The organism is Hymenobacter qilianensis, assembly GCF_014638675.1.
Lineage (GTDB): Bacteria > Bacteroidota > Bacteroidia > Cytophagales > Hymenobacteraceae > Hymenobacter > Hymenobacter qilianensis.
The window spans coordinates 986,582-999,812 of sequence record NZ_BMFN01000001.1 but is presented as its reverse complement, the minus strand read 5'-3'; the positions used below and the strand labels follow the sequence as shown (position 1 = coordinate 999,812).

The window sequence follows — 13,231 nt, the reverse complement described above, 5'->3', positions numbered from 1 at the left end:
CTTTTTTGTTGAGAAACAGTTGCTTCAACCGCACTAAATGCGAGCGAAAACCGAACTTAGATCCTTTGATTTAGCTCTATGAAACTTCTTAGACTGTTGCCGGTGCTAGTACTGTTGAATGCCTGCGCCGTAAGGCCAGCCACTATTGCCCCCTCCACGCTCCCCGACTTCTCCAGTTATCCAGTGTACTACGGGCCGGATCTGGGGCTTACGTTTCAAGCGGGGCGCGCCACGTTGCGGGTGTGGGCCCCCACGGCCGAAGCGCTGCACCTCAAGCTTTATACAAACGGGATAGGAGGGGAGCCAGTGGTCGATTTTGCCATGCGAAAGGCCGAAAGCGGCACCTGGACCTTCACATTGCCCGCGCAGCCGGCTGGCCGCTTTTATGTAGTGCAGGCAACCATTGGGGGGCAAAAAATGGCCGAAGTACCTGACCCCTATGTGCATGCCGTGGGGCTCAACGGACAGCGTGGCGTTTTGCTCGATCCGGCCACGGTGAACCCCATGGGTTGGCTTGATGACCAACGTCCTACGCTGGCCAAGCCTACTGACGTGATAATCGGGGAGTTGCACCTGCGCGACTTGTCTATGCACCCTAAATCGGGGATTGAGCATAAGGGCAAATACCTGGGGCTAACAGAGCCCGGAACCCAAGGACCCGCTGGCGTAAGCACAGGCCTTGATCATCTGGTGGAGCTGGGTATCAGCCATGTCCATCTGCTGCCGACCAACGACTTTGCTTCCATCGATGAAAGTACACTAAGCGAAAACCGCTACAATTGGGGCTACGAGCCGCTGCATTTCTCCGTGCCCGAAGGCTCTTTCGCCACTGACCCCGCCGACCCTGCCGCCCGCATCCGGGAGCTGAAACAAGTGACACAGGCGTTGCACCGGCGCGGCCTGCGCCTGGTGCTCGACGTAGTGTACAACCACACTACCGATGCGGCCCGCACCAGTTTCGAGCAGCTCGTGCCCGGCTACTATTACCGGCACAATGACGATGGCAGCTACTCCAATGCTACTGCCTGTGGTAACGAAATAGCCTCGGAGCGGCCCATGGTGCGCAAGCTCATTGTAGAATCGGTGGCGTACTGGGCCCGCGAGTATCACGCCGACGGGTTTCGGTTTGATCTCATGGGGGTGTTGGATATAGAAACCATGCGGGCAATTCGCGTGGCCCTCGATCAGCAGGACCACAGTATTTTGCTGTACGGGGAAGGCTGGACGGCGGGCCCCAGCCCTCTGCCCGAAACGGCCCGCGCGGTAAAAGCCAACGTGCAGCGCCTAGAACGCATTGCTGCCTTCAGCGACGAGCTGCGCGACGGCGTGCGGGGGCACGTGTCGCGGCGCACGGAGCCGGGTTTTGCCAGTGGGCATCCGGGGCTGGAGGAGAGCGTGAAATTCGGCATTGTGGCGGCCATCGAGCATCCACAGATTGACTATTCGAAGGTTAATTACAGCAAAGTGCCCTGGGCCGGCACGCCCGCCCAAACCATCAACTACGTGGCCTGCCACGACGACCAGCTGCTCTGGGACAAGCTAAAATCATCGAACCCCGGCGCGACGGAAGCGGAACTGATTCAGCGGGATATCCTCAGCAACACCATTGTGTTCACCTCGCAGGGAATCCCATTCTTGCCCATCGGCGACGAGTTTTTGCGCACCAAAGGCGGCTCCCACAACTCCTTCAATCAGCCCGACAGCGTTAATCAAATTGACTGGGGCCGCAAAGCGCGCTATGCGCCGGTGTACGAGTTCTACCGTGAGCTGCTGGCTTTGCGCCGCGCCCATCCGGCGTTTCGGCTGCCCACGCGCGAGCTGATACAGCAGCACCTAGAGTTTCTGCCAAATTTGCCCCCCGGCACCATTGCTTACCGCCTGCGAGACCACGCCGGGGGCGATACATGGCGGAATATCGTGGTGGTTTTCAACGGCAACCAGGCCCCGGCTTCCGTCACGGTGCCGGCTGGTAGCTACACGGTAGTATTGCGCGGCGACCAGCTTGTGCCGGCTGGCATCGAGAAAATGCCCCCCAGCCGCGAGCCAATCGCGCTAAAAATGCCCCCCAGCACCGCCACGATTTTAGTGGAGAAATAAGAGTATGCCAAGCAAGCGCTTCTCCGTTAAGCAACGATGATTTCGTGCTTGCTGAGCAGGCCGGGCAAACCCTCCAGACTAAAGCGGGCCCGCTTCACGACGTTCGTATCGGGGTCGATGAGGAAGCCGGAAGCGGTGGTGAAATCAGTGGCGGTGAGCTGCGTTTGCTCGAATATTGCTCCCGCCAGATTACACTCCGCAAACACAGCATCTGCGAGGTCGGCGTAGGAAAAATCTACCTCCGTCAGAACGCAGTTGGCGAAGCGGGCGCCGCGCATGCGCTTGCCGTGGAAGGAAGCATAAGGAAGCTGACAGTGAGCAAACTCCACCTCAAACCACATATCCCGACAGGCCGAAAACTGCACGCCCGAAAGCTTGCACTCCCGAAATGTCACGTTCTGCAAACCCGCACCCGCCAGCGTAGCCAATGATAGGTTACAACGCTCAAACACGCAGTCAATGAAGCGCTTATCGGTCAGGTTGGCACCCGAGAAGTCGCAGGCCACGAACCGGCATTGCTCCATTTCCTGCTGGGAGGCAATTTCCGCCGCCGTCCAGCGCTCAAACACATTTTCAGGGGCGAAAACGAGCGGTTTTCTGACAGCCGGAGTAGAGCGCCGTGGTTTCATTGAGCGGGAAATAAAAGAGCCGTGAGTTGTTTGGGTTAGTCCAGCGAACGGCCATGAAACAGCAGATAGCCAATGTGGCCAAACACCCCAAAGCGCTTGGCTGAGTCGTCGTAGTAAATGCCGTGCAAGGCCAGCGGCCCAACGGGCGTCTGATACACAAAGCCAGTACTAGCCGTCAAACGAGGCCGGTCGAAGCCGGATTTTTGGATGGCCCGCTGCCCTTCGCTGTCGCGCAAGGGCTTATACACAAGGTGGGTGAAGGCTTCGGAACGCCACTCCAACTTGCTGGCCAGCAGGCTTTGGGAGAAGCGCAGACCAGCGGCAGCATAACGCGGCGAGCGGTAGTTATCCAGAAACAGCGTGCGCGAATCAACCAGTGGCGAGAATACCGGCGAGGTTGTCTGAGACGAACGGAAGTTGGCGAAGCGGGCCTGCCCACTGACGACAACTTCTCCAAAATAACCCCAGATCTGCTTTTTGCTGGGCAGCATAAAGTACTGCTCCGCGGTAGCTGAGAGCTGTAGCCATTGGTGGTCGTCGCGGTACTCATTCTCAAATACGGAGGTAGAGCCGGGGCTGTAGATTTCGGTGCCGCGCACCCCACGGATGCTGGCCAACGCCCGGCGCCCGGCCGTAGGATACTGCTTGCGGTTCAGGGAGTTGCGGCTGTAGCGGAGCGCCGCCGTCAGGCCGCGGAAGCTGGTGCGGTCCAGCACGTCGCTGGATGATACTTCCCGCGTATTGGCGTAGTTATCCTGGTTGCCGAAGTAGCCCGCCTCCAACGAAACCCGGCTGCGGTAGCGCGGACTAATCCCAATCTGTAGGCCCAGCGCCAGGTCGCTCTGCTCGATCAGGGTATTCTGAATATCGCGGCCCAGCAGGCCGCCGGTTTGCTGATAGCTCCAGTTATTGTAGGTCACGCTGGGCTCCACAAAAAAGGGTAGCTTCTCCGGAATACTCACCCGGAAGCGGCCCTGCACGGCATTGTAAAAACGCCCCAGATTGGCGTTAGCAGCCGCTGAATACAAGTATTTGGTCAGCCAGCGGTATTCCAGACCCACATAAATATTATCCACGGCCCGCGTAGCCAATACGAAGCCTGCCTCGGCCGAGAGGTTATTATTCTGGCGGGCATCGATGTTGAATATATAGCCCTGTTGCTCTTTGTCGTAGCGAATACGGGGGTAGATATTGCGGAAAAAGTCGTCGGCCGCCAAGCGGTAGTAGCCTTCCTCAATCTCGTCGATGGAATAGCTGCGGCCCTCGCGCCGGAAAAAGCGGCTTACGTAGGTATTCTGATTTTTCGCCAACCCCTGCACCGTCACGCGCTTAAAGGCCGGACCGGGAGCCGAATTCTGGAACTCGCGGCGGCGGCTGGCCAGCGCCAGCGTATCGACGCGGCGCGGAATGCGGCGCAGCATCTGCGTGAGCTTATCCTGGGCCGCCTTTTCGCCCAACTCTATCAGCTCGCGCACTTTGTCGAAGTCAGTGGCCCCGTAGCCTTCCAGATCAGGCTGAATAAATACCCCGTTCGGACCTACGGCCAGCGTATCGGCTACATCGGCGCCCAAAAACACGATGGAGCCCAGCAAAAGCTCGTCGTCCTTCTCAAACGGATACTTTTTGTAGGCCACGTCGCCTACGTTCACCCCAATGATAATATCAGGCTGAAACGCAGACCGCATCACATCGGTGGGGAAGTTGTTGTAAATGCCCCCATCGAACAGATAGCGGCCATCGGGGTTACGGATGGGCCGAAATACCAGCGGCACCGCCATCGAATTGCGCACCGCGTCGGCAAGCGAGCCGCTTTCCTGCACTACTTGCTTGCGGGTAAACACCTCGGCGGCGAGGCAGCGGAAGGGAATGAATAGGTTATCGAAATCGTAGTTGGCGGCGGCGGCGGCCGGAGCCAGAAACTTGGCCAGCGCAAAGTTCAGGTTTACATCGTTGATCAGATTGGGCGAGATGCGCGTGTTCAACGATGAGTCGATAGCCACGCCCACGCGCAAGGCCGCCGGCGAGGCGTCGGCGTTGAGGTAGTTGAAAGCTTTGTCCTGCAACTGCTCGCCCGACACCCAGTACTGAAAGTCGGGGTCCATCACGATTTCCTCAATTTCAGCCGGCGAATAACCGGCCGAGTACATAGCGCCCACCACCGAGCCCATGCTTGTCCCGATGATGTAGTCAATCGGTATCTTGTTCTTTTCCAGAACCTTCAGTACGCCTACGTGCGCCAAACCCTTGGCGCCGCCCCCGCTTAGCACCAAGCCAACTTTCTGCGCCTGAGCGGGCAGAGTGGGCCCGCCGAGCCCTATGATCAGAAGGCCGAAAAAAAGAAACCAGTTACGTATCATAGAGAAGAAGTAGCACAAAAAAGCCCCCCAGGGGGAGCGAGCCGCCAACATTGAGCGCGACTGGTCAGCAAATTAGCGCTTTCCGGCGGCACTAGCGTTCAGCTTACCATTTGCGAAAGATGACATACACCGCCGCCACCAGCAGCCCGAAGCCCACCACGTGGTTCCAGGCCAGCTTATCGGTTTTGAAAATGTACACCGCGCACAGCGTAAATACGCTCAGCGAAATAACCTCCTGAATAACCTTGAGCTGAAACAGGTTGAAAGGCCCCCCGTTTTCCTCAAACCCAATGCGGTTGGCGGGCACCTGAAACACGTACTCAAAAAACGCCAGGCCCCAGCTTACCAGAATCACGCCGACTAACCCGAGCCCATGCAGCCAGGTTATCTTCTTGAACTGCAAATGCCCGTACCAGGCAAACGTCATGAAGAGGTTGGAAACAGTGAGCAGCAGAATGGTATAGAGGGCTTTCATAGGATCATTTCACTGATAACAAAAACTAAAGCACGTCATGCAGAGCGGAGCATCTCGCGTGTTTAGTTTATTGCCGCTTCCATTCTTCCTCATTCCTCGTGGCCCGGAATACTGCGTTGGGGGGCATTTTTTAGCTCCAAATTTTCCTTATCCAAGCGGCGCTGCTCGGCGGCGGAAATGCTGGGGGGCAAATTTTTCAGATCAGGCTGCCCGGCATTCACCCAGCAGGTGTACCAGAAAGCGCCTACCAGCTGCACGGCGCGCCGCATTTGGCGTTCTACCTGTCCGTGCAGACGCTCATGGTAAGCCCTGCTAAACTCGCGCGAATACACCCGCACGGCACCCTGGGCACCGCGCTCCTCGAAGCCGTATTTCTTGTCGTTGGGAAAGCGAGCCGTCAGCTCCTGCTCAAAGCGCAGCACCGAGTCGACGGCGGCATTAGAGCGGCCCACAGCTTCCCAAATGCTGAAGGCGGGGTTATCCAGGTAGGGCGCCGGGCCGGTAAAGAAGTCATAATTGGCACTCAGCAGCTCCGGCAGGCGGCTTTCCCACAACCCATGAATGCCGCGCTGATTTGTGAGCTGGCCGTTATAGTTGCGGGTGCTATGCAGCGGCACGCACGCGTCGGCTACATAGTGTCCCAGGTCGGCGGAAAGGTGCAGAATACGGTCCGTGTCGCGGGTACGAAAGGCCTCGGTTAGCTGAAGCTGCATGCGCGCCACGTGCCACGGCACAATGCCGTGTCGCTGCAAGGTGTCTTCGCCATACTTCGCTACCGCGTCGGCCCAGCTGCGGGGTAAGCGTACCATCGCGCTGTCGCCGTACGCATCTACGTCCAGAAAGTGACGGGCCGCCTCGCCCGGCACCACGGCCCGGCGCTGGTCAGGACGGGTGGCGTGGTCGGTGAGGTAATCGATGTGCTTTTTATAAAATCCCAGCAGCTCGGTCGGCAGCGTAAATACCGCCAGCCGATTAATCATTCGATGCCCGAAAAACCCCCACGCCCGCGGCTGCAAAGGCAGCAGCAGGAGCAACAAAAGCAGCGGGAGCTTCTTCATAACCAGTGGCTGGGGGGCAAATTCTTTCGACTTAGCGCCGCCCTTGCCCCGCGAAGCGCAACCGATAGTCGGCCTTCACATCGCCCTTGCTGATGCGGGTAAGCTTGCCCTTGAGCAATTGCTTTTTGAAGCCCGACAAATGATCGGTGAACAGAATGCCCTCCAGATGATCGTACTCGTGCTGAATAACGCGGGCGGTCATACCGGAGAAGGCTTCTTCGCGTACCACGCGGTTTTCGTCCTCGTAGCGCAGCACAATATTGGCCGGCCGATACACCATTTCGCGTACACCCGGAATACTCAGGCAGCCTTCCTCGAAGCCCCATTCCTCGCCAGTTTCGCTCACCATCACAGGGTTGATGAAGGCGCGCTTCACGGCTTGGTCCTGGGGGGCATTTTCGTCGGCTGACGGAGCTTCAGTAGTTTCTTCATCCTCCCCATCCTCGTCGTCCAGCATAGGGGCCGAGTCGATAACGAATAAGCGCACACTCCGTCCAATCTGCGGAGCGGCCAAGCCCACGCCACGAGCGTGATACATGGTGTCATACATGTCGGCAATGAGCTGCTTTAGCTCCAGCGCGTCAACATCTGCTGATATGTCTTTGGCGGGCGTTTTCAGCACTGGGTCGCCGAAGGCAACGATGGGGTAAATCATCGGGAATTAAGGAAAGATTGCAAAATAAGCGTAGCACTCACGCGGTCAACTGTGGCTTTATCGCGACGGTCTTTCTTGGAAAGCCCCCCGGCCAGCATAGCGGCGTGCGCCATACGCGAGGTGTAGCGCTCGTCGAGTTCATGCACCGGCACCGTCGGCAGCTCGCGACGCAAACGCCGCACCAAACCAACTACCGCGCTTGTCACATCAGTTGGCTCATTGAGCAAGGTGCGTGGCATTCCTACTACAATGGCCGCCAACGGCTCGCGCTGGTGATACGCCTGAATGTAAGCCAACAGGTCCTGACTGTGGATGGTTTCGAGGGGCGTCGCAATGAGCTGCATCGGATCCGTCACGGCTAGTCCAACACGTTTGTTGCCGTAATCAATGGCAAGAATTCGGCTCATCGCTTCAAGGTAAGATAAAGGGCGTGCAGTAATGCTGCTTTCCGCCTCAAAGATACAGCCCTCATCCGTATTGCCCTGCGTGCTCGTTCAGGCTGGGCTAACGCAGGCTGGAAGCGCCAGTGATTCTTTTTATTAAAAAAATTATATAACAAACTGTTCAGGCAAGACAGCATTATTGAGCTCATATAAGTCTTTATAACCCCTTTATCTTATAAATATGTCTTACAAAATATAAAATTGTATTGTTATTTGAAATCAATTCACAGTTAATAATAGGCATGGTTTTCCCGTAATAGTTTTAATAGATTTGGAATGTTGCCTTGTCGCTAACTGCAGTTTATAGTTAAAACATCTACTCTTCCAGCTTTTTATGAACGCCAAGTCGAACACTGCTTCGACGCCTGCTCCGGAGCTTTCTCCGACGTCGGCGCCTCGTGCTTCCCGCTTCCAGGTGCGGCAGCCATGGCTATTAGCGTTGGTGCTGGCGGGCGGGATGCTGGTTGGGGCCAATCCCTTCAGGCCATCGGGGCAAAATCCTGACAGCACCTCACGGGGCTACCTGAAGTTCAAAGAGATCTTGAGCTACGTCGACCGCGATTATGTCGATTCGGTTGATGCTGAAGCCCTTTCTGACTATGCCATTGGCCGTATGCTGGAGCGCCTCGATCCACACTCGGTATTCATTCCCGCCAAAGACCAAACGCAGGCGTCAGCCTTTCTGCAAAGTGATTTTGACGGCGTAGGAGTAGAGTTTAATATTTTTCAAGACACAGTTACAGTAATAGCTTCGCTGGGGGGCGGCCCGGCGGAGCATGCTGGCCTACGTCCCGGCGACCAACTGCTGGCCGTAAATGGCGAAGCTGTATCAGGGGTGCGCATGACGACCGAACTGGTGTACAGCAAGCTGCGCGGTCCGCGGGCCAGCCGGGTGCAAATCCAGGTTCATCGCCGTGGCTTACCCAAGCCGCTGAACGTAACGGTAACCCGCGAGCGGGTGCCAAACAATTCGGTGGAAGTGGCTTATATGGTTGACAATCAGACTGGCTATATCAAGGTGAGCCGGTTTGCCAACAATACTTATGAGGAGTTCAAGCAAGCCTTGGGCGACTTGCGCCGCCAAGGTATGTCGCGCCTGGTATTGGACTTGCGTGGCAACCCCGGCGGCTACCTCGACCGCGCCACCAAAATGGCCGATGAGTTTATTGCCGGCACCCGCAAAATCGTGTATACCGACGGCAAAGGCGACCAATACGATACCCAGACGTATTCCAGGGTGCTGGGCGAATTTGAAGAAGGCCCCCTGGTAGTGCTAGTCGATGAAGGCAGTGCCTCGGCCGCGGAAGTAGTGGCCGGAGCATTGCAAGACCACGACCGCGCCCTGTTAGTAGGTCGTCGCACTTTTGGTAAAGGCTTAGTGCAGCAGCCCATCGCTCTGAATGATGGCTCAGAGCTGCGCCTGACTATTGCCCGCTATTACACGCCCTCAGGGCGCTCCATTCAGAAATCGTATCAGGGGGGGCACGCTGAGTATGAGCAGGAACTGGCCAAGCGTCAGCGCCAGGGCGAGTATTTCCACGCCGATAGCATTCATTTCGCCGACTCGCTTCGGTATCGCACCATGCACGGTCGCACGGTGTATGGCGGTGGCGGTATCATGCCCGACTTATTTGTGCCCCGCGATACCACGGCTTTCTCCAAGTATTTACGCCGTTTGCAAAGTCGCAATCTGGTGCGCGAGTACGCTTTGAAGTTTTACCAGGATCATCAGGCCGAGCTGGAAGGTCTGCGCTTTGAGCAGTTTAATGCTTCATTCCGCATCACGGATACTCAGCTGCAAGCTTTAAGTGCACTAGCTGCCCGCACAGGTTTGGTAGCCGATGCAGCTGGTTTGCGCCGGGCGGCCCCGCTATTGCGTACGCAACTCAAGGCACACATTGCGCGGATTGCTTACGGCAAAAACGCCTACTACACAGTGTTAGCCGCGCAAGACATAGAATTTCAGCAGGCCTTGCGCGCCATTGATACGAGTACGGCTCAGCTTACTGGGAACTGAGCATAGTTCTTGCCTATCACACCATCCCGCTATATAGTGCACAAAAGTGCGTCGGGAAAGCAGATAGGTGTTAGTAGCTCAATTGATTGATTAATAGGTGATTGTTGTTAGGACTCTAACACCTGCTTAGGCTGTTTTTTTGGTGGAAAGCCCCGCCGTTACGGTAGACGCAAGTAACTTTTTTCGGACAACGAATGAGCGACACACACAAAGATTTGCAGCAGGCTTTAGAGCAATTCTGGAGCTATATGGCGCGGCGGCAAGGTGGAACAGTGTTGGTGGAAGAACTGAAGCTAAACTTCTGGGACGACGACCACGATACTATGGAGCGTCGGCGCTACCGTAGCGACCTGCACCGGGCCACTATATCGGAGATTGAAAAGCAGAATGGCGGTTGGGGCGATGTGAGCGGCATCGACTTACTGCTGGAAGCCATTACCGCCGACTATCTGCACGAAGATGTTCTCTATGAATGCCTTGAAACACTGAAGCCCGCTCGGCGCACCATTCTGCTGGAGCGCGGGTTGCTTTCACCGCTCTACCATACGCGCTACTTAGCCGCTGAGCACGTAGCGCACTATGTCATTCCGCACCGTACGGAACTGATGGAGTTTCTCATCTGCCACGACGATCATAAATTGGTTAGTCGGTATGCATTGAATACGCTCTCCGACCTGCATCCAGCGAAAGCTGTGGAGTACGCGCTGCCTCGCCTCACCGATGAGGATGCGTATATGCGTCTGGCTAGTGTGTTGGCGCTGCAAGCAGCAGGTCACAGCTTACCAGCTGAGTTGGTGGCCGCCCTGCGCACTGATTCCAATGAGTATGTTCGCGAAGCCGCTACTGAGTTAGTAGTAGCTAAACAGTAACTTGTTACCAATATCTATTTGCTAAAACTCTACTATTAGTAATTGCTTATCAAGCAAAAAGCCGGCTGTGCCCAGTATTGGGAACGACCGGCTTTTTCTTGTTTTAGTACGCAGGACTTTTTAAGATCAAAAGGCTATTTACGCTTGCTGGGGGGCAATTTCAGGTCTTGGTAGTAGAAGTGCTGCTCTAAACTAGTAAAGGGCTGACCATCTACTTCGGCATAGGGATAAACGAAATAGTTGAGGGGCGCGCCTTGCTGGCGTGGGGCCAGGGTAAGGTCGCGGCCGCGGGTTAGCTCAACGCGGTTTTCATCGTGGGCTCCGAAAAAGTAAGTGCGCTGTGCGGGATTTTTGGCCGCTTCTGATGCATCGATAGGTACCCAGCCGGTTTCAGCAGTGTAAAACTCTGCCCAGCAGTGATACCCTTTTACCTCGCCTGTGCCTCTTTCAGGCGGTAGCGGAAAGCCGATGCTGAAGCGCGCCGGAATACCAAGGGCGCGGCAGTAGCCAATAAATACCGCGTGAAAATCGGTGCAGTTGCCCCGGCGAGCATCGCAGGCATAGTAAATGTCGCCGCGGCCCCAGCCCTGACCGGTTTTGTCGTACTTGACGGTAGAAACCACGTGATTATAAATAGCTTGCGCCTTTTCAAGATCGGTGCGCGCATGGGCTTGCACCACCACCTCGTTGGCCCACTGCCTGATCTTATTGTCCAGCGGCACGAGGCGGTCGGGCTCCAGCCAGCGGGCCATATTGGGGTCTGGTGCTTCGGTGGTTTTGGCCGCTACGGTGCTGGATTTGGGCGCTACGGCTGGGTTCAGGTGCTCGCGCCTTGCCGCCTGAAAACGCACCGACACGGTGAAAGGCTCTGCCGACGGATTCTTCACCTTTAGGTGCAGCATCTGGTTATTATACTGCGCCTTCACTACCTCGTAGGCATGCGGCGAATCTATCTTTAAGTCGCTAATGGTTTGCGACTTATCGGAGTGCGGCACAGGTAACCACAGATCAACGGCCTTCGCGCTGGGGGGCAAATCCCGAACGGTTGTCTTGTATTCGAAGGCAAACGTACGAACGCGGATCGGCTGGGGGGCTTTTTTGGGCGCTGGCTCCGGCAACGAGCCTGTGCTGGGTGTGAACGCGGTAATCAAAAACAGAAAAGCAAGTTGCCCGAGTCGTTCAGGCGAAAGAAAAGCACGAATCACAATAGGGAATAGTTTTGCTGCAAACTCCGGCTTCAATAAAAAGTTGGCGAGCAGCAGCTTATAAATGAAGTAGATATGAAGAACGGTGTCCGCCGGCAAAGGTACGGTGCCGGCGCGAGGCAAGCCTCGTGGGTAGCGTTTTTAGGGGAATTTGCCGACCTTCCAGCTCGTATTACTAGGCAATCCCACCCTTGCTTTCTTTACTTCTATGGCTTATTACCACCGCCTCGGCCAGATTCCGCGCAAGCGCCACACCCAGTTTCGCCAACCCGATGGGTCGCTCTACGCAGAGCAGCTCGTGGGCACGCTCGGCTTCCACGGCGTCTCTTCCTTGCTCTATCATATTAACCCGCCTACCCAGATAAAAGAAGTGGGCGAGCCGGTGCCTTACAGCGAAAAGCTACTAAAGGACAGAGCGTTACAGCCCAGTCATCTGCGCACACTTGCCCAAACCACCACCGGCGGCGACTACCTCCAGGCCAGGCAAACGCTGATGGGCAATGCCGATGTGATGCTCAGCATCTGCAATCCTACGGAGCGGCGCATGCAGTATTACTACAAAAATGCCTTGGCCGACGAGGTGATTTTCGTGCACGAAGGCCGCGGCGAGCTGTGGAGCCAATTGGGCAAAGTCAGCTTTGAGCCCGGCGACTACGTGGTGGTGCCGCGCACTATTATTCATCAGTTTCATTTCGAAGAAGGGCCCGTGCGGTTGCTCATTATTGAGTCGTTTAGCCCCATCGAAACGTGCCGGCGCTACCGTAACCACTTCGGGCAGCTGTTGGAGCATTCTCCTTACTGCGAGCGGGATATGCGGCCGCCCACGGAGTTAATCATTGAAGATGAGCCCGGCGAATACCGCGTGCAAGTCAAGAAAGAAGGTTTTTTGCACCAGCTTACCTACGCCCATTCGCCCTTCGATGTGGTCGGCTGGGACGGCTACTTCTTTCCCTACGCTTTCTCCATTCATGATTTTGAGCCCATTACGGGCCGCATTCACCAGCCGCCGCCCGTGCACCAGACCTTTGAGGCGCACAATTTCGTCATCTGCTCCTTCGTGCCGCGCCTGTTCGATTATCACCCCCAGAGTATTCCGGCGCCATACAATCACTCCAACGTCGACTCCGACGAGGTGCTTTATTATGTGGCCGGCAATTTCATGTCGCGCAAAGGCATTGATCTGGCGTCGTTTACGGTTCATCCAAGCGGCTTGCCCCACGGTCCGCACCCCGGCACGGTAGAGGCCAGCATTGGCAAAAAGGAAACCCATGAGCTAGCCGTAATGGTCGATACCTTCCGCCCCATGTACCTGACCGAAACGGCCCTGCAATACGTGGATGATAAATACCCGATGAGCTGGAACCCAGATTTCAAGCACGAAGCCCCTCGTGCCGCCGATATGATGGACTAAACGATTTACTAGAAA

General features: G+C 56.2%; 11 protein-coding genes. 4 read left to right on the top strand and 7 right to left on the bottom strand.

All coding sequences use genetic code 11. From position 1 onward, the window contains the following. The first annotated feature begins 78 nt into the window (after nucleotides 1–78). On the top strand, nucleotides 79–2,097 hold the full coding sequence (gene pulA, locus IEW06_RS04245) for a type I pullulanase (RefSeq protein ID WP_188547514.1): 2,019 nt from the start codon (nucleotides 79–81) through the stop codon (nucleotides 2,095–2,097). Between the two features lie 26 nt (nucleotides 2,098–2,123). Here the strand turns inward: pulA and IEW06_RS04240 are convergent, their stop codons facing one another. From IEW06_RS04240 to ruvX, 6 genes are all read right to left on the bottom strand, one after another. Continuing rightward, a complete protein-coding gene (locus tag IEW06_RS04240; protein ID WP_187733752.1) occupies nucleotides 2,124–2,726 on the bottom strand; it encodes a pentapeptide repeat-containing protein in 603 nt (200 codons plus the stop codon). A 35-nt stretch (nucleotides 2,727–2,761) separates the two neighbouring features. Continuing rightward, a complete protein-coding gene (locus IEW06_RS04235) occupies nucleotides 2,762–5,083 on the bottom strand; it encodes a patatin-like phospholipase family protein (RefSeq protein WP_187733753.1) in 2,322 nt (773 codons plus the stop codon). Nucleotides 5,084–5,186: 103 nt separating this feature from the next. Then, nucleotides 5,187–5,558 (bottom strand): DMT family protein, encoded by a 372-nt coding sequence (locus tag IEW06_RS04230; RefSeq protein ID WP_187733754.1) that lies wholly within the window; start codon nucleotides 5,556–5,558, stop codon nucleotides 5,187–5,189. 89 nt (nucleotides 5,559–5,647) lie between these two features. Further along, nucleotides 5,648–6,616, bottom strand: coding sequence for a zinc dependent phospholipase C family protein (locus IEW06_RS04225; protein ID WP_187733755.1), 969 nt, complete (start codon nucleotides 6,614–6,616; stop codon nucleotides 5,648–5,650). A gap of 31 nt (nucleotides 6,617–6,647) precedes the next feature. Beyond that, the gene (locus IEW06_RS04220) at nucleotides 6,648–7,271 is read right to left on the bottom strand and encodes a peptide deformylase (RefSeq protein ID WP_188547512.1); all 624 of its coding nucleotides are present in this window, start codon (nucleotides 7,269–7,271) and stop codon (nucleotides 6,648–6,650) included. Then, nucleotides 7,268–7,678 (bottom strand): Holliday junction resolvase RuvX, encoded by a 411-nt coding sequence (gene ruvX, locus IEW06_RS04215; RefSeq protein ID WP_187733756.1) that lies wholly within the window; start codon nucleotides 7,676–7,678, stop codon nucleotides 7,268–7,270. The genes IEW06_RS04220 and ruvX overlap by 4 nt, the downstream gene beginning before the upstream one ends. Before the next feature lie 370 nt (nucleotides 7,679–8,048). Here ruvX and IEW06_RS04210 point away from each other — a divergent pair, with 370 nt between their 5' ends. Together IEW06_RS04210 and IEW06_RS04205 are read left to right on the top strand one after the other, a co-directional pair. Next, nucleotides 8,049–9,731 carry a S41 family peptidase gene (locus tag IEW06_RS04210; protein WP_188547511.1) on the top strand — a complete coding sequence of 561 codons (1,683 nt, stop codon included), beginning with the start codon at nucleotides 8,049–8,051 and terminating at the stop codon, nucleotides 9,729–9,731. Between the two features lie 194 nt (nucleotides 9,732–9,925). After that, entirely contained in the window at nucleotides 9,926–10,600 is a 675-nt protein-coding gene (locus tag IEW06_RS04205) for a HEAT repeat domain-containing protein (protein WP_187733757.1), read from the top strand. 134 nt (nucleotides 10,601–10,734) lie between these two features. Here the strand turns inward: IEW06_RS04205 and IEW06_RS04200 are convergent, their stop codons facing one another. Continuing rightward, nucleotides 10,735–11,751, bottom strand: coding sequence for a transglutaminase-like domain-containing protein (locus IEW06_RS04200; RefSeq protein WP_229743033.1), 1,017 nt, complete (start codon nucleotides 11,749–11,751; stop codon nucleotides 10,735–10,737). 262 nt (nucleotides 11,752–12,013) lie between these two features. Between IEW06_RS04200 and IEW06_RS04195 the strand changes: the two genes are divergently transcribed. Then, complete coding sequence (locus tag IEW06_RS04195; RefSeq protein ID WP_187733758.1) at nucleotides 12,014–13,216, top strand: homogentisate 1,2-dioxygenase; 1,203 nt, start codon at nucleotides 12,014–12,016, stop codon at nucleotides 13,214–13,216. Nucleotides 13,217–13,231: the final 15 nt, after the last annotated feature.